The 19541-nt window shown below is 63.9% G+C and carries 16 protein-coding genes and 1 tRNA gene; 13 read left to right on the forward strand and 4 right to left on the reverse strand.

What is annotated here, in order from left to right; genetic code table 11:
* The first annotated feature begins 28 nt into the window (after positions 1-28).
* From ABE528_RS23910 to ABE528_RS23955, 10 genes are all read left to right on the forward strand, one after another.
* On the forward strand, positions 29-1054 hold the full coding sequence (locus ABE528_RS23910) for a TauD/TfdA family dioxygenase (protein WP_152956287.1): 1026 nt from the start codon (positions 29-31) through the stop codon (positions 1052-1054).
* Between the two features lie 29 nt (positions 1055-1083).
* Entirely contained in the window at positions 1084-1869 is a 786-nt protein-coding gene (locus ABE528_RS23915; RefSeq protein ID WP_346654220.1) for a TSUP family transporter, read from the forward strand.
* Between the two features lie 21 nt (positions 1870-1890).
* Entirely contained in the window at positions 1891-2652 is a 762-nt protein-coding gene (locus ABE528_RS23920; RefSeq protein WP_346654221.1) for an SDR family NAD(P)-dependent oxidoreductase, read from the forward strand.
* A 144-nt stretch (positions 2653-2796) separates the two neighbouring features.
* Positions 2797-5865, forward strand: coding sequence for a formate dehydrogenase-N subunit alpha (gene fdnG / locus ABE528_RS23925; protein ID WP_346654222.1), 3069 nt, complete (start codon positions 2797-2799; stop codon positions 5863-5865).
* A complete protein-coding gene (gene fdxH / locus ABE528_RS23930) occupies positions 5865-6815 on the forward strand; it encodes a formate dehydrogenase subunit beta (RefSeq protein ID WP_152956282.1) in 951 nt (316 codons plus the stop codon). The genes fdnG and fdxH overlap by 1 nt, the downstream gene beginning before the upstream one ends.
* Positions 6812-7468, forward strand: a complete 657-nt coding sequence (locus tag ABE528_RS23935; RefSeq protein WP_152956281.1) for a formate dehydrogenase subunit gamma — start codon at positions 6812-6814, stop codon at positions 7466-7468. Before fdxH ends, ABE528_RS23935 begins: the two co-directional genes overlap by 4 nt.
* Before the next feature lie 4 nt (positions 7469-7472).
* A complete protein-coding gene (gene fdhE, locus ABE528_RS23940; protein WP_346654223.1) occupies positions 7473-8399 on the forward strand; it encodes a formate dehydrogenase accessory protein FdhE in 927 nt (308 codons plus the stop codon).
* Between the two features lie 155 nt (positions 8400-8554).
* A complete protein-coding gene (gene selA / locus ABE528_RS23945) occupies positions 8555-9982 on the forward strand; it encodes an L-seryl-tRNA(Sec) selenium transferase (protein WP_346654224.1) in 1428 nt (475 codons plus the stop codon).
* The gene (gene selB / locus ABE528_RS23950) at positions 9979-11901 is read left to right on the forward strand and encodes a selenocysteine-specific translation elongation factor (protein ID WP_346654225.1); all 1923 of its coding nucleotides are present in this window, start codon (positions 9979-9981) and stop codon (positions 11899-11901) included. The genes selA and selB overlap by 4 nt, the downstream gene beginning before the upstream one ends.
* Positions 11902-11907: 6 nt before the next feature.
* Positions 11908-12003: transfer RNA gene (locus tag ABE528_RS23955), tRNA-Sec, on the forward strand.
* 11 nt (positions 12004-12014) lie between these two features.
* Here the strand turns inward: ABE528_RS23955 and ABE528_RS23960 are convergent.
* Both ABE528_RS23960 and ABE528_RS23965 read right to left on the reverse strand, forming a co-directional pair.
* Entirely contained in the window at positions 12015-13001 is a 987-nt protein-coding gene (locus ABE528_RS23960; protein ID WP_346654226.1) for an asparaginase, read from the reverse strand.
* Positions 13002-13072: 71 nt separating this feature from the next.
* Positions 13073-14515, reverse strand: coding sequence for a sodium:alanine symporter family protein (locus ABE528_RS23965; protein ID WP_152956276.1), 1443 nt, complete (start codon positions 14513-14515; stop codon positions 13073-13075).
* Positions 14516-14693: 178 nt separating this feature from the next.
* Here ABE528_RS23965 and ABE528_RS23970 point away from each other — a divergent pair, with 178 nt between their 5' ends.
* Positions 14694-15503 (forward strand): helix-turn-helix transcriptional regulator, encoded by an 810-nt coding sequence (locus tag ABE528_RS23970; protein ID WP_152956275.1) that lies wholly within the window; start codon positions 14694-14696, stop codon positions 15501-15503.
* 8 nt (positions 15504-15511) lie between these two features.
* Here ABE528_RS23970 and ABE528_RS23975 read toward each other — a convergent pair whose 3' ends face one another.
* Complete coding sequence (locus ABE528_RS23975; RefSeq protein ID WP_346654227.1) at positions 15512-16306, reverse strand: TSUP family transporter; 795 nt, start codon at positions 16304-16306, stop codon at positions 15512-15514.
* 17 nt (positions 16307-16323) lie between these two features.
* A complete protein-coding gene (locus tag ABE528_RS23980; protein WP_346654228.1) occupies positions 16324-17364 on the reverse strand; it encodes a hypothetical protein in 1041 nt (346 codons plus the stop codon).
* A gap of 278 nt (positions 17365-17642) precedes the next feature.
* On the opposite strand from ABE528_RS23980, the gene ABE528_RS23985 reads away from it, so the two are divergent.
* Together ABE528_RS23985 and ABE528_RS23990 are read left to right on the forward strand one after the other, a co-directional pair.
* On the forward strand, positions 17643-18527 hold the full coding sequence (locus ABE528_RS23985; RefSeq protein ID WP_152956273.1) for a sugar nucleotide-binding protein: 885 nt from the start codon (positions 17643-17645) through the stop codon (positions 18525-18527).
* Positions 18520-19452, forward strand: coding sequence for an NAD-dependent epimerase/dehydratase family protein (locus ABE528_RS23990; protein WP_152956272.1), 933 nt, complete (start codon positions 18520-18522; stop codon positions 19450-19452). Before ABE528_RS23985 ends, ABE528_RS23990 begins: the two co-directional genes overlap by 8 nt.
* The last annotated feature ends 89 nt before the right edge of the window (positions 19453-19541 follow it).

A 19541-nucleotide genomic window follows, 5' to 3' on the forward strand; every position in this document is an offset into this window, starting at 1 on the left:
AGGCCAGCAACATGGAATATCACTGCAAATGGAAAGTGCACACCTGCATCAAGGCGCCGAGCTTCAAGCCTCACTGGAGATCCGTCTGCCCTGGGTCATCTCCAGCGCCTGGCAAACCCTGCTGAACAACACACCGCTTGACTTCGAGACAAGCAAGGAACTCTATCCACAGCTCAAGGACCAGGCACAGGACGTGCTGGGCAAGGCGCTGTGCCAACAGATCCGTGGCTTTGTCGCGGATCCGTACCTGACCAGCATGATCGTGCGCAATTGCCCGCGTGACCGTGATGTCCCGCCCACGCCTTATTCCGGCGTGCTCAGCCCGCGCAGCACGCCAATTGCGTGCCTGGTCAGCCTGACCATGCAGAGCCTGATGGGGATCAACCCGGTGGTTTACGAGGGCGAAAACGATGGCCGGCTGTTCCGCCATGTGATTCCGTCGCGCCATTCATCCAGCCACAAGAGCTCCCATGGCTCGCGGCTGCGCTTCTCCTATCACGTGGACAACCCGGACCTGCCGCTGTCCTCCGAGCCCCTTGGCGTCGCTTCGTGCTGCCCGGAGTACCTGTCGTTCTTCGGCATGCGCTGCGACCCGCGCATCAGTACCACACTGGTCAGCCTCGATGCCGTGGTGGCGGCACTGCCCGCGACCACCGTGCGCGAACTGTGCCTGCCACAGTTCGAGATCCGCCGGCCGGACTCCTTTAGCGGTAACCGCCGTTGCACCGCCGAACTCCCGGTCCTGGTGCGTGGCCATGCTGGTGAGTGGTTGTGCCGTTTCGACAGCGAGAACACCCACGGTCTCAACCTGCGGGCCGAGCAGGCGCTGGCCAGCCTGCGCAGCGTGCTGGAAACCCGTCGCTTCGATGAGCCGCACCTGCTGCTGCCGGGCGACTTCATGGTCTTCAAGAACCAGCGTGTGCTGCATGCCCGCGACGGTTTCGAGCCACAGAACGATGGCGCCGACCGCTGGCTGCTGCGCCTGTTCGCGGTCAATGACCTGAACCGCGTGCATTTCGCCCGGGCCGACAACCTTTACGAAGTTCTCTCCTGATTTCTTACTGACTCGACGGACGTACCGATATGGAACTGTTAGGCACCTTCTGGGCGGAACACTGGTTACTGGCGATCCTGATGCTGGGCGCTATCGCATTCGTTGCAGGCTTTGTCGACAGCATCGCCGGTGGGGGCGGGCTGTTCCTGGTGCCGGGCTTTCTGTTGGTGGGCATGCCACCGCAGGTTGCCTTGGGGCAGGAGAAGCTGGTCAGCACCCTGGGTACCCTTGCGGCCATCCGCAACTTCCTGGCCAACAGCAAGATGGTCTGGCAGGTGGCGCTGGTCGGGGTGCCGTTTTCATTGCTCGGGGCTTACCTGGGCGCGCACCTGATCGTGTCGATCCCCCAGGAAACCGTAGGCAAGATCATCCTGGCGCTGATCCCGTTCGGCATCCTCATCTTCCTCACCCCCAAGGACCGCCCGGTGGAGGAGCGCGAGCTGTCGCCGCGCATGCTGTATACCGTGGTTCCGCTGACCTGCCTGGCCATTGGCTTCTACGACGGCTTCTTCGGCCCCGGCACCGGCAGCATGTTCATCATCGCGTTCCACTACCTGCTGCGCATGGACCTGGTCTCCAGCTCCGCCAACTCCAAGACGTTCAACTTCGCCTCGAACATCGGCGCCCTGGTGGCGTTCGTCATGGCGGGCAAGGTCGTTTACCTGCTGGCGCTACCGCTGGTGGCCTGCAACATCCTCGGCAACCACCTGGGCAGCGCCCTGGCCCTGCGCAAAGGCAATGAAGTGGTGCGCAAGGCGTTGGTGTTCTCGATGCTCTGCCTGTTTACCAGCCTGGGTGTGAAGTACCTGGCCTGAAACCTCCAAAGGAGATAACTGATGAAAACTGCATTCGTGACCGGCGCTTCTTCGGGCTTTGGCCGGGCCATTTGCCGCACCCTGATCGGCAAGGGTTACCGTGTGATCGGCGCTGCCCGGCGCATGGACAAGCTGCAAACGCTGGAGGCCGAGCTGGGCGTCAATTTCATTGCGCTGGCGCTGGACGTCACCGACCCGCTGTCGATCGAGGCGGCCTTCGAACAAGTCCGCGACGCGTCGCTGCAGATTGACCTGCTGGTGAACAATGCCGGGCTGGCGCTGGGTGTCGACCGTGCCCAGGCCAGCAGTAGCGAGAACTGGCAGCAGATGATCGACACCAACATCACCGGCCTGGCCATGGTGACCCACAAGGTGCTGCCACAGATGGTGGAGGCCGACAGTGGCATGATCATCAACATGGGGTCGATCGCCGGCACTTATCCGTACCCGGGCGGCAATGTTTACGGCGCCAGCAAGGCCTTCGTCCGCCAGTTCAGCCTCAACCTGCGCGCCGACCTGGCAGGCACCCGTGTGCGGGTGAGCAACATCGAACCAGGCTTGTGCTCGGGCACCGACTTCTCGGTGGTGCGCCTGAACGGTGATCTGGACGCTGTGCAAGCGCTCTACCGCGACGTGGAGGCCCTCCTGCCGGAAGACATCGCCGCCACGGTGGCCTGGATTGCCGAGCAGCCGGGGCATGTGAATATCAATATCGTCGAGATCATGCCGGTGGCCCAGAGCAGTGCAGCACTGAATGTGGCGCGTAACCTGCCGCGGTGTTGAATGGCGTATGCGCTGACCCACGTCATCGCACCTTCCCGATTCTTGACTAGTCTTACCTATTGGCGGCCATCAAAAAGCCGCCACCGTGACTACCAAGAGGCGCCGGCCATGTTCCGTGCGTCCAAATCTGATCAGGAGTGCACGATGGATCTCAACCGTCGGCAGTTCTTCAAGGTCGCCGCCGTCGGCCTTGGAGGCTCGAGCCTGGCGGCGTTGGGCATGGCCCCGACGCCGGCCTTCGCCGAGCAAGTGCGTCACTTCAAGCTGGCGCACACCAAAGAAACCCGCAACACCTGCCCCTACTGCTCGGTCGGCTGCGGCCTGATCATGTACAGCCAGGGTGATGCGGGCAAGAACGTCAAACAGAACATCATCCACATCGAAGGCGACGCCGATCACCCGGTCAACCGCGGCACCTTGTGCCCGAAAGGCGCCGGGCTGCTCGACTTTATCCACAGCCCGAGCCGCCTCAAGTACCCCGAAATGCGCAAGCCGGGCAGCAACGAGTGGGTGCGGGTCAGCTGGGACGAGGCGCTCGACCGCGTTGCCGACCTGATGAAAAAGGACCGCGACGCCAACTTCATCGAGAAGAACGCCCAGGGACAAACGGTGAACCGCTGGCTCACCACCGGTTTCCTAGCTGCTTCCGCCGCCTCCAGCGAGGCTGGCTACCTGACCCACAAGGTCGTCCGCGCTACAGGCATGCTGGGGTTCGATAACCAGGCACGTGTCTGACATGGCCCGACGGTGGCAAGTCTTGCCCCGACGTACGGCCGTGGCGCCATGACCAACCACTGGTCCGATATCGCCAACGCGAATCTGGTCCTGGTGATGGGTGGCAACGCAGCAGAAGCGCATCCGTGCGGCTTCAAATGGGTGACCGAGGCCAAGGCGCACAACCAGGCGCGGCTGATCGTGGTCGACCCACGGTTTACCCGTACCGCTTCGGTGGCGGACTACTACGCGCCGATCCGTACCGGTACCGACATCGCCTTCATGGGCGGGCTGATCAATTACCTGCTGAGCAACGACAAGATCCAGCACGAGTACGTGCGCAACTACACCGACGTATCGTTCATCGTCAAAGAAGGCTATGGCTTCGAGGACGGGCTGTTCAGCGGCTACGACGAGGCCAAGCGCGTGTATGCGGATAAATCCGGCTGGGGCTACGAGCTGGGCGAGGACGGCTTCGCCAAGGTCGACCCGACCCTGCAGCATCCACGCTGCGTTTACCAGCTGATGAAGCAGCATTACAGCCGCTACACCCCAGAACTGGCCAGCATGACCTGCGGCATGCCGCAGGACGCCATGATGAAGGTCTGGGAGGAGATCGCCACCTGCTCGGTACCGGGCAAGACCATGACGATCCTCTACGCACTCGGCTGGACGCAGCACTCCATTGGCGCTCAGATCATCCGCAGTGCGGCCATGGTCCAGCTGCTGCTGGGCAACGTCGGCATGCCTGGCGGCGGGGTCAACGCCCTGCGCGGGCACTCCAACATCCAGGGCCTGACCGACCTCGGCCTGCTGTCCAACTCGTTGCCGGGTTACCTGACCCTGGCTGGCGACGCCGAGCAGGACTACGCCACCTACATCGACAAGCGCGCTTCCAAGCCGCTGCGCCCGGGGCAGCTGTCGTACTGGCAGAACTACGGCAAGTTCCACGTGAGCCTGATGAAGGCCTGGTACGGGCCCAACGCCACGGCGGAAAACAACTGGGGCTATGACTGGCTGCCCAAGCTCGATGTGCCGGCGTACGACGTGCTGCGCATGTTCGAAATGATGAGCCAGGGCAAGGTCAACGGCTACATGTGCCAGGGCTTCAACCCGATCGCCGCGCTGCCGGACAAGAACCGCGTTACCGCGGCGCTCGGCAAGCTCAAGTGGCTGGTGATCATGGATCCGCTGGCCACCGAGACTTCGGAGTTCTGGCGTAATGCCGGGCCGTTCAACGATGTCGACACGGCCAATATCCAGACCGAGGTGATCCGCCTGCCCACCACCTGCTTCGCCGAGGAAGATGGCTCGCTGGTCAACAGCAGCCGCTGGCTGCAGTGGCACTGGAAAGGCGCCGATGGCCCGGGCGAGACCCGCACCGACGTGCAGATCATGAGCGAGCTGTTCATGCGCCTGCGTCATCGTTACCAGGCCGAAGGTGGTGCCTACCCTGATGCGATGTTGAACATCCACTGGCCGTACAAGATCCCTGAAGAGCCGTCGCCGGAGGAGCTGGCCAAGGAGATGAACGGCTGGGCGGTCACCGACTTCACCGACGCCAGCGGTGCCACGCTCAAGGCCGGCCAGCAGCTGGCAGGCTTCGGCCAGCTCAAGGACGACGGCAGCACCGCGTCCGGCTGCTGGATCTTCGCCGGCTGCTGGACCGAGCAGGGCAACCAGATGGCCCGGCGCGACAACAGCGACCCGTATGGCATGCACCAGGTGCAGAACTGGGCCTGGGCCTGGCCGGCCAACCGCCGCATCCTCTATAACCGCGCCTCCAGCGACCCGCAAGGCAAGCCGTGGGACCCGGAGAAGAAGCGCTTGGTATGGTGGAACGGCAAGGCCTGGACCGGCACCGACGTGCCAGACTTCAAGGTCGACTCGCCGCCAGAAGCGGGGATGAACCCGTTCATCATGAACCCCGAAGGCGTGGCGCGCTTCTTCGCCATCGACAAGATGGCCGAAGGCCCGTTCCCCGAGCACTACGAGCCGTTCGAGACGCCGATTGGCATCAACCCGCTGCACCCGCAGAACAAGAAGGCCACCAGCAACCCGGCCGGGCGGATCTTCGATTCGGTGTGGGACACCCTCGGCACGCACGACGAGTTCCCGTACGCGGCGACCACCTACCGGCTGACCGAGCACTTCCACTTCTGGAGCAAGCACTGCCGCCTCAACGCCATCGCCCAGCCCGAGCAGTTCGTCGAGATCGGCGAGGTGCTGGCCAACGAGAAAGGCATCAAGGCCGGTGACCGGGTGCGGGTGTCGAGCAAGCGTGGGCACATCGATGCGGTGGCGGTGGTGACCAAGCGGATTCGCCCGCTGCAGGTCAACAACCAGACCGTGCACCAGATCGGCATCCCGCTGCACTGGGGCTTCACCGGGACCACGCGGCATGGCTACCTGACCAACACCCTGGTGCCGTTCCTCGGTGACGGCAACACCCAGACGCCGGAGTCCAAGTCGTTCCTCGTCAAAGTGGAGAAACTCTGATGGCCAGCCAAGACATCATCGCCCGCTCGGCCACCACCACCGTTCCGCCTTCGGTACGCCAGCTGGAAGAGGTCGCTAAGCTGATCGACACCACCAAGTGCATCGGTTGCAAGGCCTGCCAGGTGGCGTGTTCGGAGTGGAACGAGTTGCGTGACGAGGTCGGCCACAATCACGGCACCTACGACAACCCCCAGGACCTCACCGCCGAGACCTGGACCCTGATGCGTTTCACCGAGCATGAGCGCGACGACGGCAACCTGGAGTGGCTGATCCGCAAGGACGGCTGCATGCACTGCGCCGACCCAGGCTGCCTGAAGGCCTGCCCGAGCCCGGGCGCGATCATCAAGCACGCCAACGGCATCGTCGACTTCAACCAGGACCACTGCATCGGCTGTGGCTACTGCATCACCGGCTGCCCGTTCAACATCCCGCGTATCTCGCAGAAGGACCACAAGGCATACAAGTGCACCCTGTGTTCCGACCGGGTGAGCGTGGGCCTGGAGCCGGCCTGCGTGAAGACCTGCCCGACCGGGGCGATCGTGTTCGGCAGCAAGGACGAGATGAAGGTGCATGCCGCCGAGCGCATCGTCGACCTCAAGTCGCGCGGTTACGACCAGGCCGGGCTGTACGACCCGGACGGCGTCGGCGGCACCCACGTGATGTATGTACTGCACCATGCCGACACGCCGAAACTGTATGCCGGCCTGCCGGACCAGCCGGTAATCAGCCCGCTGGTGGGGTTGTGGAAGGGCTTCACCAAGCCCCTGGCGCTGCTGGCCATGGGCGCTGCGGTGCTGGCCGGGTTCTTCCACTACGTGCGGGTTGGCCCGCAGCGGGTGGAAGAGGACGAACACCCCACACCGCCGGACGAAAGCGTGCATCAGGTGGACCCTGCGGTGCATGTCTATGACCCGACCAAGCCCGGTGGGCAAGGGGAGCAGCGGCCATGAACGACAACAAACCCATCCTGCGCTACAACGCCAACGAGCGGACCAACCACTGGATCGTCGCCATCCTGTTCATGACGGCGGGGCTCTCCGGGCTGGCGCTGTTCCACCCGGCACTGTTCTGGCTCAGCCATCTGTTCGGCGGCGGGCCATGGACGCGCATCCTGCACCCGTTCCTGGGCGTGGCGATGTTCGTGTTCTTCCTCGGCTTGGTGCTGCGCTTCTGGCGCGCCAACTTTATCACCGCCAACGACCGCCTGTGGCTGCGCCGCGTGGACCGGGTGATGCTGAACAAGGAGGAGGGCGTGCCGCCGATCGGCAAGTACAACGCCGGGCAGAAGCTGTTGTTCTGGACCCTGCTGGCGTGCATGTTGGTGTTGCTGCTCAGCGGCGTGGTGATCTGGCGCGCGTATTTCAGCCAGCTGTTCGGTATCGAGGTCATTCGCCTGTCGGCGCTGGCCCATGCCCTGGCGGCGTTCGTGCTGATCCTCAGCATCATCGTGCACATCTACGCCGGTATCTGGATCAAGGGCTCGATCGGCGCCATGCTGCATGGCTGGGTCAGCCGCGCCTGGGCACGCAAGCACCATGAGTTGTGGTACCGCGAAGTGACCGGCGACAAGACGCCGGGCAATCACGGACGAAAAGAAGGATGAGCGCTTGAGCACGATTCTCGAACCCGGGCAGATCGAAGCGTCGGCAGTGATGCCGCCGTTTCTGCATCTGCCGCCTGGCAATCTGTTTGCACTGCGCGCAGCGCGCCTGGAACACCTGGCTGAGGGCAATGCGCTTGGCGACTACCTGCTGCTGATCGCTCAGCTGTGCAGCGTCCAGCAGCAGCTTGTGGATAACCCTCCCGGCGGTTTGCCGGTGGCTGAGGAGCGTCAGCGCCTGTGCATAAGTCATGGGCTGCCGCCGTTGGCAGCCGACAGCCTGGTGCGTGAGGGGCCGTGGCTGGTCTGGTTGCAGGCCTTGCTCACGCACTTCGACAGCGAGGCCAGTGGCGCGCTGGGTGAGGCGCTGCAAGCCCTGCGCGACAGTGACGATAGCCAGCGCAAGGGCTGGGGCATCGCCTTGCTCGGCGGGCAATACGATGCGGTGCCGGCGGCACTGGTACCGTTCATTGGCGCCGCCTTGCAGGCCGCCTGGTCGAGCTGGTTGCTGGCGCTGCCAGCCCCTGAACTCAAGCCAGCCGGTAGTCTGGCGCAGTGCCCGGCCTGTGGTTCGCCGGCGATGGCCGGGGTGGTGCGCAACCGCGGCAAGCACAACGGCCTGCGTTACCTGGCCTGTTCCCTGTGTGCCTGTGAGTGGCATGTGGTGCGGGTCAAATGCGTGTATTGCGAGTCGAGCAAGGATTTGCGTTACACCAGCCTCGAAGACGACCGGCACGCGCCGGGCAAGGCGCCGCTACGGGCCGAGTGCTGCCCGGAATGCGAAAGCTACCTGAAGCAGAATTATCTGGAAAACGATGCGGCGGCAGAGCCACTGGCCGACGACCTGGCCAGCCTGGCGCTGGATATTCGCCTGGACGAGGAGGGCTTCCATCGCCTGGCACCCAACCTGATGCTCGCGCCGGGTAGTGGGTGAGTGTCTACACTGTAATACCGAGTCGCCTGCTTCGCGGGTAAACCCGCTCCTACAGGTACAGCGCAAATTTGAAGGCTGGCGCTGTATGTGTAGGAGCGAGGTTACCCGCGAAGAGGCCAGTACAGACAACGGAACCGTCCAAGGTAGTACTCTGCATGCCCTCCAGCCTAGCCAGCGACACCCCACGCCTGCCCTCCATCGACACCCTCCTGCGCCACCCGGCCTGCCTTCCGCTGATCGACCGCCACGGTCGCGACGCCGTGCTGGCCACCCTGCGTCAGTTGCTCGACGACCTGCGTGAGCCCGCCCGCAGCGGCCAGCTCAACGCCGCCGAACTGGCCTCTGAAATCCTCCTCGGCCGTGCCGGCGAACGCCTGTCGATCCAGCAACGCAGCCAGGTCCGCCGCGTGTTCAACCTAACCGGTACCGTGCTGCACACCAACCTTGGCCGCGCGCTTTTGCCTGAGGAGGCAGTCGAGGCCATGCAGACTGCCGCCCGCTACCCGCTCAACCTGGAGTTCGACCTGGCCACCGGCAAGCGCGGCGACCGTGATGACCTGATCGAGGGCCTGATCCGCGAGCTGACCGGCGCCGAGGCCGTCACCGTGGTCAACAACAACGCAGCCGCCGTGTTGCTGGCGCTCAACAGCCTGGGCGCGCGCCAGGAGGGCATCATCAGCCGTGGCGAACTGATCGAGATCGGCGGTGCCTTCCGCATCCCCGACATCATGGCCAGGGCCGGGGTGAAGCTGCACGAGGTCGGCACCACCAACCGCACCCACGCCCGTGACTATGAAGCTGCCATCGGCCCGCGCACCGGCCTGCTGATGCGCGTGCACTGCAGCAACTACAGCATCCAGGGTTTCACCCATCAGGTCCCGACGGCCGAGCTGGCGCGAATCGCCCACCAGCATGAACTGCCGCTGCTCGAAGACCTCGGCAGCGGCAGCCTGCTCGACCTCACGCGCTGGGGGCTGCCCGCCGAGCCGACGGTGCGTCAGGCCCTGGCCGATGGCGCCGATATCGTTACCTTCAGCGGCGACAAATTGCTGGGGGGGCCCCAGGCCGGGATCATCGTCGGTCGCAAGGATTTGATCGCCAGGATCAAGAAAAACCCGCTCAAGCGCGCACTGCGTGTCGACAAGATCACCCTCGCCGCACTCGAGGCGGTGCTGGCGCTGTACCGCAACCCCGACCGCCTGGCCGAACGCCTGCCGAGCCTGCGCCTGCTGACCCGCAGTCAGGCCGAGATCCAGGCCCAGGCCGAGCGCCTGGCCCCCGAACTCAAGGCGCACCTCGGTGAACAATGGCTGGTCAGCGTCGAGCCGGCGCTGGGCATGATCGGCAGCGGCAGCCAGCCAGTGGCGCGCCTGCCCAGCGCGGCGCTGTGCCTGCGCCCGCACGTGTCGAAGAAGCTGCGCGGGCGCAGCCTGCATGTGCTGGAACGGGCCCTGCGCGACCTGCCGGTGCCGGTGCTTGGGCGCATCGCTGACGACGCCTTGTGGCTCGACCTGCGCCAGCTCGACGATGAAGCCCAGTGGCTGGCGCAGTTGCCGACGTTGCAACTGGGGCCCGTGCAATGATCGTCGGCACCGCCGGCCACATTGACCACGGCAAGACCGCGCTGCTTCAGGCCCTGACCGGCCAGGCCGGTGACCAGCGCCAGGAAGAGCGCGCCCGTGGCATGACCATCGACCTTGGCTACCGCTACGCAGCGCTGGCCGAAGGCGCGGCGTTGACCGGCTTCATCGATGTGCCGGGCCATGAGCGGTTCATCCACAACATGCTGGCCGGCGCCCATGGCATCGACCTGGTGCTGCTGGTGGTGGCCGCCGACGACGGGGTAATGCCGCAGACCCGCGAGCACCTGGCGATCATCGAGCTGCTGGGTATTCCCCAGGCGCTGGTGGTGATCAGCAAATGCGACCGAGTCGAGCCCACGCGTGTGGCCGAGGTGCAGGCGCAGGTCAGGGAGTTGCTAGCAGAGGGGCCTTATGCCAAGGCCCGGCAATTCCCCGTGTCGAGCATCACCGGGCAGGGTATCGAGGTGTTGCGCCGGGCTTTGCTGGAGGCCGAAGTGCGGGTGAGTCAGCGCAGCGTGCGCGGTGGTTTTCGCCTGGCGGTCGATCGCGCCTTCGCCGTGACCGGGGCCGGGGTGGTAGTGACCGGCACGGCACTGGCCGGGCGCGTCAGTGCCGGTGACACATTGCTGCTGGGCAAGGTCGGCAAGCCGGTGCGGGTGCGTGGCCTGCACGCGCAGAGCCAGGTGGCATTGGTGGCTGAGGCCGGCCAACGGGTGGCGCTGAACATCGCCGCTGAGCGCCTGACGCTAGAGCAGGTGCACCGCGGCGACTGGCTGGTGCCCGAATGGCTGCATGCGCCCAGCGTGCGAGTGGATATCGAGCTGTGCCTGCTACCCGGTGAAACGCGGATTTTTGAGCATTTCAGTGCCGTTCACGTGCACTTGGGTACTCAGGATGTGACGGCCCGGGTGGCTTTGCTCGAAGGGGAAACCCTGGCCGCTGGCCAGCGCATGTTCGCCCAACTGCTGCTCAACGCACCGTTGCAGGCGGTACACGGGGACCGTCTGGTGCTACGGGACCAGCGTGCCCAGCGTACTCTGGGCGGCGGCAAGGTGCTCGACCCGTTCGCGCCAAGTCGGCAACGCCGCAGTGAGCAACGCCTGCGCCAGCTGCAGGTGCTGCGCGATGCAGAGGGCCTGGAGGAGGCACTGCCTGCCTTGCTCGCCAGTGCGCTCGGTGGCCTCGACCCGCAGCGCCTGGAGCGCCAGTTCAATCGCCAGCGCGAAACCTGGCTATTGCCCAACGATGTGCAGGTGGTTGCCACGCGCCAGGGCCCGCTGCTGTTTGCCAAAAGCCAATGGCAGGCACTGCGGCATCAGGTGCTGGAGCAGCTGGCGCGCTTTCATGAGCAGGAGCCTGACCAGCTCGGCCCGGACCGGGACCGCCTGCGCCGCTTCGTCGCCTTGCCGCTTGAGCGTCCGGCGTTTGTCAGCCTGCTTGATGAGCTGCTCAATGACCAGCTGATCGCCAGCAGTGGGCCATGGCTGCATTTGCCTGAGCACAAGGTACAGTTGAGCGCCGCCGACAGCGCGCTGTGGGAGCGGCTGCAGCCGAAGTTGCTGGCAGGGCAATACGACCCGCCCTGGGTCAGGACGTTGGCCGCTGAAGAAAATTGCCCGGAGGCGGATGTGCGCCTGTTGTTGCGCAAGCTGGCCCGGCTGGGCCTGGTACATCAGGTGGTGCGCGACCTGTTCTACCCTGAGGTGACGCTAGGGCGCATGGCAGAGCTGCTGCTCAGGCAGGCCAACGAGACGCCGATAGTGCAGGTTGCTGCGTTTCGCGATATGTTGGGCATCGGTCGCAAGCGCAGTGTGCAGATTCTCGAATACTTCGACCGCATTGGCCTTACCCGTCGGGTGGCCGATCAGCGTTACATCCGCGCCGACAGCGCCCTGGCCCAGCAGCAGGCCAGGCACTGAGTTCAAGGAAGGCAATCGCGCCCGGTGGCGCGGCCGGGCTTCAAACCCGGTTGGGGACGGCAGCCGTTCCCGGGCAGGTTCGACTCCCGCTGCCTTCCGCCATTTTCCCGGGTTTAGGCGCGCTCCCCGCAAAGATCCAGCGCGAACCATTGCTCCGCCGCATCCACATCCAGCCCCGCACCCAGCAGCGCAAACATCTTGCCCAACGCCGCCTCACGGGTCATGCCGCCTGCACTGACCAGCCCGGCCGTACGCAGGCGATTGCCCGCCGCATAGGTATCGAACACTACCGAACCTTCCGGGCACTGGCTGATGGCCGTCAGCAGCACACCGCGCTGGCGCGCTGCACGCAGCACCTCCAGCAACGCCAGGTCATCCGACGGCCCGGTGCCACTGCCATAGCACTCCAGCAGCAAGCCTTGCACGCCGCTGTCGAGCAGCCCCTTCAGATGCCCGGCTTGCAAGCCCGGGAACACCGGCATCACTGCCAGGTTGACCGGCTGGCGCTGCTGGCGATAGCTCAGGGCGGCAGGCAGATCGGCGGCACGCTCGCCTTCACGATGGCGCGGCAGCGCGGCGAAGGCGTCGAAGGCCTCGCTGCGCAGCTTCGAGGCCCGGCAGCCATGCAGCAGCTGGCCATGGAAGTACAGCTGCACGCCATCCTCCAGGCCCTGTTCGACCAGGCGCAAGGCCCCGCACAGGTTGTCCCAGGCATCGCTGCCTGGCGCCCCGGCCGGCAGCATCGAGCCGGTCAGCAGCACCGGTACCGGCAGGCCCAGCAGCAGGAACGACAGCGCCGCAGCACTGTAGGCGAGGCTATCGGTGCCATGCAGCACCAGCACGCCGTCATGGCCCGCGTCCACTGCCGCGACGATGGAATCGCGCATTGCCAGCCAGTTGTGCTGCTGCATGTTGGCGCTATCGAGCAGCGGGTTCATTTCCTGCAGTGTCCAATGCACTTGGGGCGCATCGCTCAGCTGGGCCAGGTGTTCGCGCATCCGCGCGTCGAAACCACCGGCTGGCGCCAGGCCTTCGGCGGTTTCGAGCATGCCGATGGTGCCCCCGGTGTAGAGGACGAGGAGATTCTTGACTGCACGCATGGAAAGCATCCGTAGCGGTGAGCGGAGGTAGAGCGGCCGCCCACGGACGGGGCGGCCAGGCAGGAAGGATATCAGCGCTGCGTCTGAACTTGGCCGGCTGCCGTGTCAGTGGCGGTTTCCGCCTGTGGATTGGCAGGCCAGGCGTTGCGGTCCAGGTCCAGGTCGGCGAATTTCGACGAATCGAACACTGGCTGCTGGATGCCGGCCTTGCGCTGGTCATCGTAGTCGCGCATCACCCGCAGGCCGACCTTGAACAGCAGGGCCAGGGCCACCAGGTTGACGAAGGCCAGGCAGGTCATGGTGATGTCAGCGAAGGCGAACACGGTCGACAGGTCCTGCATCGAACCCCATACCACCAGCGCCAGTACCAGGGCGCGGAACGCCAGCAGCACCATGCGGTTGCGGCTGAGGAACTGCAGGCTGTTTTCGCCCAGGTAGTAGTTGTAGAGGATGCAGGTGAACACGAACAGCGACAGCGCCACGCTGACGAACAGGCGGCCCCAGTCACCGACCACGGCGGCCAGCGAGTTCTGGGTCAGGACGATGCCGTCACCTTCGAAGCCCGGGGTGTAGAAGCCCGACAGCAGGATCAGCAGCGCGGTGCAGGTGCAGATCACGAAGGTGTCGAGGAACACGCTGAACGCCTGGACCACGCCTTGGGCGCCCGGGTGCTTGACGGCGGCTACGGCAGCCACGTTTGGCGCACTGCCCAGGCCCGCTTCGTTGGCGAACACGCCACGCTTCACGCCCATGACGATGGCACTGCCGAGCAGGCCACCGAATGCCGGGTCGAGGCCGAAGGCGCTCTTGAAGATGGTTTCCAGCATGGCCGGCACGTGTTCGATCTGGGTGCCGATCACGTACAGGGTCACGCCGATGTAGGCCAGGGTCTTGACCGGTACCAGCAGGTCCGACACGGCGGCGATGCGCTTGATGCCACCGATGAAGGTGATGGCCAGCAGCACGGCCAGGACGATGCCGGTGTGGCGCGGGTCGAAGGCGAAGGCGTTTTGCAGCGAGTGGGTCACGGTGTACGACTGCAAGCCGATGAAGGCGAAGCCGTAGGTGACCAGCAGCAGGATCGAGAAGACGATGGCCATGCTTTTGCGCTTCAGGCCATGCTGGATGTAGTAGGCCGGGCCGCCGCGGTACAGGCCGTCGCCGTCGGCGCGCTTGTACACCTGGGCCAACGTACATTCGAAGAAGCTGCTGGACATGCCCACCAATGCGGTGACCCACATCCAGAACACCGCGCCTGGGCCACCCAGGGTCACGGCAATGCCGACACCGGCGATGTTACCAGCGCCCACGCGGCCTGCCAGGCTCAGCATCAGGGCCTGGAAAGAGCTCAGCTGGCCTGCCTGGCCACGCAGCGATTCCTTGAATACAGCGAACATGTGGCCGAAGTGGCGGAACTGAACGAACCGGGAACGGATGGTGAAGTAGCTACCCAGCCCCACGATCAGCACGATGAGAAGTTTCCCCGAGAGGAAATCGTTGATTACTTCGAGCATTGGAAAATGACCTCGATTCTTATTGTTCGCGTGGAAAGACAGCGGACGGCAGGCGAACCGCTATTCGTTGGGGCGCATGGTTGGCCATGACAAGAGTGGTTACAATTTCGCGGCTTGCTCTGAATTGGTGCAACTTGATGCTAGAATGGCGCCAATCGCGTCACCTGAGTCCCCTGTCATGAGCGATCATTTCGCTACCAACCTCAAACTGGCCTGCAGCCACTACCGCTCTATTTCGGAAGTTTGCCGCCAGCTCTCGATCAACCGCGCGCAATTCAACAAGTATCTGAGCGGGCAGAGCCGTCCGACGGCTTACAACCTCAAGCGCATCGGCGATTTCTTCGGCGTTGAAGATTACGAACTGAATTTGCCCCCCGAGCAGTTCAGCCGCCTGATCGGTGCCCGCGTGTCGACCCCGGCCGAGCAGCCCGGCGACCCGATCAGCGAACTGTTCCGCCCGTTGCACGATCACGCCGGGAACCTGTCGCGTTATTGCGGCTACTACCTGGAGTACTCCAACTGCATGTCGGTCCCGGGCACCATCCTGGTGTCGTTGGTGCATCTGTGGGAGGAGCGTGGCCGCTATCTGTTCGAGCGTCAGGAACGCCAGGAACGCTCCAGTGCCACCGACCCACATGCCGAGGTGCGGTGCCGCTACCTCGGGGCGGCGTTCCAGTTGCAGGACCGGATGTTCCTGGTCGACTACGAGTCGCTGACCTTCAACGAGATGAGCCAGACCATCCTCATCCCCAGCTTCAAAAGCCGCATCACCCGCCTGAACGGTCTGAAGGCAGGCGTATCCAGCGGCGACCGGCGCAACCCGGCCTGTACCCGCGTGGTGTGGGAGTACCTCGGGGAGGAGATCAACCGCATCAATGCCTATCGGCAGGTCAGGCTGTACCAGCCGGATGATCCACGGATCGATGACGATGTGCGTGAGCGGTTGAGTGTGGGGCCGTTGCGTAACAGCCTGTTCGAGATTGAGTGATCGCTCGTTCAGAGCGTCAATCGGTGTAGCCACTCGCCAATCGGGTTGCCTGAGTCGAGCAACAACTTGGTTGCCATGATGCAGCAAACGCAGACCAGCAACGGTTTGATCAGCCGGGGGCCGAAGTACACGGCGCAGCGAGCGCCCAGTTGAGCGCCGACAAACGCTGCGCTTGCCATTGCCAGCGCCAGAGGCCAGATGATTGCTCCGCTCAGTGAAAACACTGACAGTGCGCCCAGGTTGCACGCGGCGTTCAGCAGCTTGCTGTTGCAGACGGCCTGTAGCAGATGCTGGCCCAGTAGGATGACGCAAGCGAGCATGAAGAACGAGCCGACGCCTGGGCCAAAGATCCCGTCATAGAAACCAATGACGGGCGCCACGGCAACGCAGAATACGCTGGTTGATAGCTTCGCCTTGCGCGACTGCTCACTGGGTTTCGGGCTGAACGCGAAATACGCGGCTACCAGAATGAGCAGTATCGGAACGCATGCCTGCAGCAGCGTTTTGGGTACCAGGCTGACTGACAAGGCGCCGAGCGCGCCACCGATGAAAGCCATCAGTGCCATTGGGCTGCCACGTTTCCAGTCGATCATGCCTTTTCGGGCAAAGGCGTATGTCGCTGAAACCGTTGCCGAAGCGGCCTGGAACTTGTTGGTGGCAATCGCCGCCAGTGGTTCGATGCCGGCTACAAACAACACCGGCAGTGTGATCAGGCCGCCGCCGCCGGCGATGGCATCGAAAAAGCCGGCCGTGAAGGCGACCAGGGCGAGTATCAGTATCAGTGACAAGTCGAGTTCGATCATCGGGTAACTTCCTGTCCTCAGCCGCGAACCAGTAACGGGTCTTCAGCGATCACAATGGGGGCAGCCAAACGGGAGTATCCGAACTGGCGCACCAGCAGGCGCCGGTTGTCCCGAATGATGCTGCGACCGTGCAAGGCGCGGCTGTTGTTGATCAGCAGCGCGGTGTCAGCCTGCAGATCGAACATCTCGGGTCGCGTGCTGTTTACGGCTTCCTGAAATGCAGCAAAAGCCCGAGCAACTGCGCTGTCTGCATTGTCATTGAGTGAAAAGCGGTAGCTGTTATACCGAAGCGAGAAGCCGCCATTTGCGTTGTACTGCAGCATCGACACGGCTTTGCCTGCATTGCCGTGCCCGCGAGCGAAGCAGTCACTGCGGGTGAAATCGAAAGAGGGCGAAGTGAGAGCAAGAACATCAAGGCTGGCCATGCGTTCGATGATGCCTCGAAGTGGAATTACATGGGTCGGTTCGTGCGCAGGGTTCCAGCGTGCAGTGAGAATCAGTGCGCAAGGGGCGGGTGAGTGGCCGTTACTGGCGGTTGTTGAACAGTTGTAGGGCGCTTCGGTGTGCGGCCCCAACTGCAAACCCGCATGTGAGCTGATTTCGATTTCTGCATCGGGCTTCTCGTCAGGCCTGGGAATGCTGCCACCCCCTTTGAAGTTGCCGACCAGGCGCACTTGCTTGCCTTCATTGTCGATGTCGAATGCGAAACTTCGATGTTGCGCCAGCGCCAATAGCACTTGATTGCGTGAAGCCAGGTATTGGCAGCGGCTGCTGCGCGCCATTACTGAAATATCCGTCAACTGCTCTGGGGGCGAATCGGTGGGGCAGGGCATTCCCCTGAACATCAGCGCGGATAACAAGCCGTCCCTAAAGCGCTGTAGTGTCGACTTTTGCTCAGTACTCAATGTTGATTCGAGTTGCTTGGCGAACAGGCGTGCCTGAGCTGCTACTTTTCCAGCCTGTGGTCCCCCCAGATCAGTAAGGGAATCGCTTGCGAGGGCTATGGCCTGGCCTTGCTCCCGGTTGAAGTCCAGGTACGCGACTTCTGAATGCGGCATGGACCGTTCCTTGTAAGTATTGTTGAAGTGCCCCTGCCGGCGCTCGAAAAATGCTTCAGCAGCCGGCAAGTGGGCAGGTCAACAATTCAATGCCGTTATGGTGTTGAACTAAAGTCAGCTCGCTCTGCGTGAGCTGTAGGAAAATTCATCTTGTTATCGGGCTGAACGATGAAGAACCTGCTCGCTCGTGCCGTCGAGACCCCGTGTTGGACTTCCCCGCCCGGAAACCGCAAAATGACTCCTTTCCCTCAATCAACCTGTTCGGATCTGCTGACTCTATGCGTATGCGCCTGATGCTGTTGGGTGGTGGCAATGCCCTCGGGCAAGCGCTGATTCGTCTCGGGGCCGAGGAGGACATCGCATTCCTGGCACCGCGCCCGCCGGAGAACGGCTGGGCCCCGGCCAGCCTCACTCAGTTGCTTGACGATCATCGCCCCGATGCCTTGGTCAACCTGGCCTATTACTTCGACTGGTTCCAGGCCGAATCGGTCAGCGACCAGCGCCTGGCCCAGCAGGAGCGGGCGGTAGAGCGGCTGGCGGAGTTGTGCCAGCACCACCAGATCATCCTGGTGCAGCCTTCCAGCTACCGGGTGTTCGACGGTTCGCGGGCCACGGCCTACAGCGAAAAGGACGAACCGGTGCCGCTGGGTCAGCGTGGTCAGGCCTTGTGGCGTATCGAGCAGAGCGTGCGTGCGGCGTGCCCGCAGCATGTGCTGCTGCGCTTCGGCTGGTTGCTGGACGAAAGCATCGACGGTGCCCTGGGCCGCTTCCTGACCCGCGCCGAGCAACCGCAGGAGCTGCTGCTGGCCGATGACCGCCGCGGCAACCCGACGCCGGTCGACGACGCCGCGCGGGTGATCCTGTCGGTGCTCAAGCAGCTCGATTGCAGTGCGCCGCTGTGGGGCACCTACCATTACGCCGGCAACGAGGCGACCACGCCGCTGGCGCTGGGCCAGGCAATTCTCAGCGAGGCCGGGCAGTACCGTCAGCTGGCCGTGCAAGCACCAACCGCGCAGGCCCATGCCGCACGGCCGGATGCCAGCGAGGAGCCGCAGCACGCGGTGTTGGCCTGCAAGAAAATTCTTCACACTTTCGGCATCAAGCCGCGTGCCTGGCGCGCGGGCTTGCCGCCACTACTGGATCGATTCTACCGCCATGGCTGATGCCCCCATCCTGATCACCGGCGGCGCCGGCTTCATTGGCTCCCACCTGTGCGATGCGTTGCTGGCCAAGGGCTACGCCGTACGTATTCTCGACGACCTTTCCACTGGCAAGCGCGACAACCTGCAACTGGATAACCCGCGTCTCGAGCTGATCGAAGGCGATGTGGCCGACGCCGCGCTGGTTCAGCGTGCCGCCGCCGGTTGCCGTGCCGTGGTCCATCTGGCTGCGGTGGCATCGGTGCAGGCGTCGGTCGAAGACCCGGTAAAGACCCACCAGAGCAACTTCATCGGCACCCTCAACGTGGCCGAGGCCATGCGTGTGCATGGCGTGCGCCGCGTGCTGTTTGCATCGAGCGCGGCGGTGTACGGCAACAATGGCGAAGGCGAGTCGATTGCCGAGGACACGCCCAAGGCGCCGCTGACGCCCTATGCGGTGGACAAGCTGGCCAGCGAGCAGTACCTGGACTTCTACCGCCGCCAGCATGGCCTTGAGCCAGTGGTATTTCGCTTCTTCAACATCTTCGGCCCGCGCCAGGACCCTTCCTCGCCGTACTCCGGGGTGATCAGCATCTTCAGCGAGCGGGCAGTTCAAGGCTTGCCCATCACCGTGTTCGGTGATGGCGAGCAGACCCGTGACTTCCTCTACGTCGGCGATCTGGTGCAGGTGATGGTGCAGGCACTGGAGCAGCCGCAGGTGGAAGAGGGCGCGGTGAACGTCGGCCTGAACCAGGCGACTTCGCTGAACCAGATGCTCAAGGCGTTGGAGCAAGTGGTGGGCAGCTTGCCGGCGATCAGCTACGGCCAGGCGCGTTCGGGCGATATCCGCCATTCGCGGGCGGACAACCAGCGTCTGCTGGCGCGCTTCGATTTTCCGCAGGCGACGCCGATGGTCGAGGGGTTGGCCAAGCTGCTCGGCAAAGCTTGAGATAGCTGTACTTGTGGGAGCCGCGCTTGCCGGCGATGGGCCGCGAAGCGGCCCCACGATTTCAGGGTTGTTGCATAAATTGCTGGGGC

This window comes from Pseudomonas sp. TWI628 (genome assembly GCF_039673865.1).
Lineage (GTDB): Bacteria > Pseudomonadota > Gammaproteobacteria > Pseudomonadales > Pseudomonadaceae > Aquipseudomonas.

Excerpts from the sequence above, each read along its gene's own strand:
- ABE528_RS23990 (WP_152956272.1), top strand. The coding sequence starts at position 18,520 with ATGGCTGATGCCCCCATCCTGATCACCGGCGGCGCCGGCTTCATTGGC.
- selB (WP_346654225.1), top strand. The coding sequence starts at position 9,979 with ATGATCGTCGGCACCGCCGGCCACATTGACCACGGCAAGACCGCGCTG.
- fdxH (WP_152956282.1), top strand. The coding sequence starts at position 5,865 with ATGGCCAGCCAAGACATCATCGCCCGCTCGGCCACCACCACCGTTCCG.
- selA (WP_346654224.1), top strand. The coding sequence starts at position 8,555 with ATGCCCTCCAGCCTAGCCAGCGACACCCCACGCCTGCCCTCCATCGAC.
- ABE528_RS23985 (WP_152956273.1), top strand. The coding sequence starts at position 17,643 with ATGCGTATGCGCCTGATGCTGTTGGGTGGTGGCAATGCCCTCGGGCAA.
- ABE528_RS23975 (WP_346654227.1), bottom strand. The coding sequence starts at position 16,306 with ATGATCGAACTCGACTTGTCACTGATACTGATACTCGCCCTGGTCGCC.
- ABE528_RS23960 (WP_346654226.1), bottom strand. The coding sequence starts at position 13,001 with ATGCGTGCAGTCAAGAATCTCCTCGTCCTCTACACCGGGGGCACCATC.
- ABE528_RS23935 (WP_152956281.1), top strand. The coding sequence starts at position 6,812 with ATGAACGACAACAAACCCATCCTGCGCTACAACGCCAACGAGCGGACC.
- ABE528_RS23970 (WP_152956275.1), top strand. The coding sequence starts at position 14,694 with ATGAGCGATCATTTCGCTACCAACCTCAAACTGGCCTGCAGCCACTAC.
- ABE528_RS23980 (WP_346654228.1), bottom strand. The coding sequence starts at position 17,364 with ATGCCGCATTCAGAAGTCGCGTACCTGGACTTCAACCGGGAGCAAGGC.
- ABE528_RS23915 (WP_346654220.1), top strand. The coding sequence starts at position 1,084 with ATGGAACTGTTAGGCACCTTCTGGGCGGAACACTGGTTACTGGCGATC.
- ABE528_RS23965 (WP_152956276.1), bottom strand. The coding sequence starts at position 14,515 with ATGCTCGAAGTAATCAACGATTTCCTCTCGGGGAAACTTCTCATCGTG.
- ABE528_RS23920 (WP_346654221.1), top strand. The coding sequence starts at position 1,891 with ATGAAAACTGCATTCGTGACCGGCGCTTCTTCGGGCTTTGGCCGGGCC.
- ABE528_RS23910 (WP_152956287.1), top strand. The coding sequence starts at position 29 with ATGGAAAGTGCACACCTGCATCAAGGCGCCGAGCTTCAAGCCTCACTG.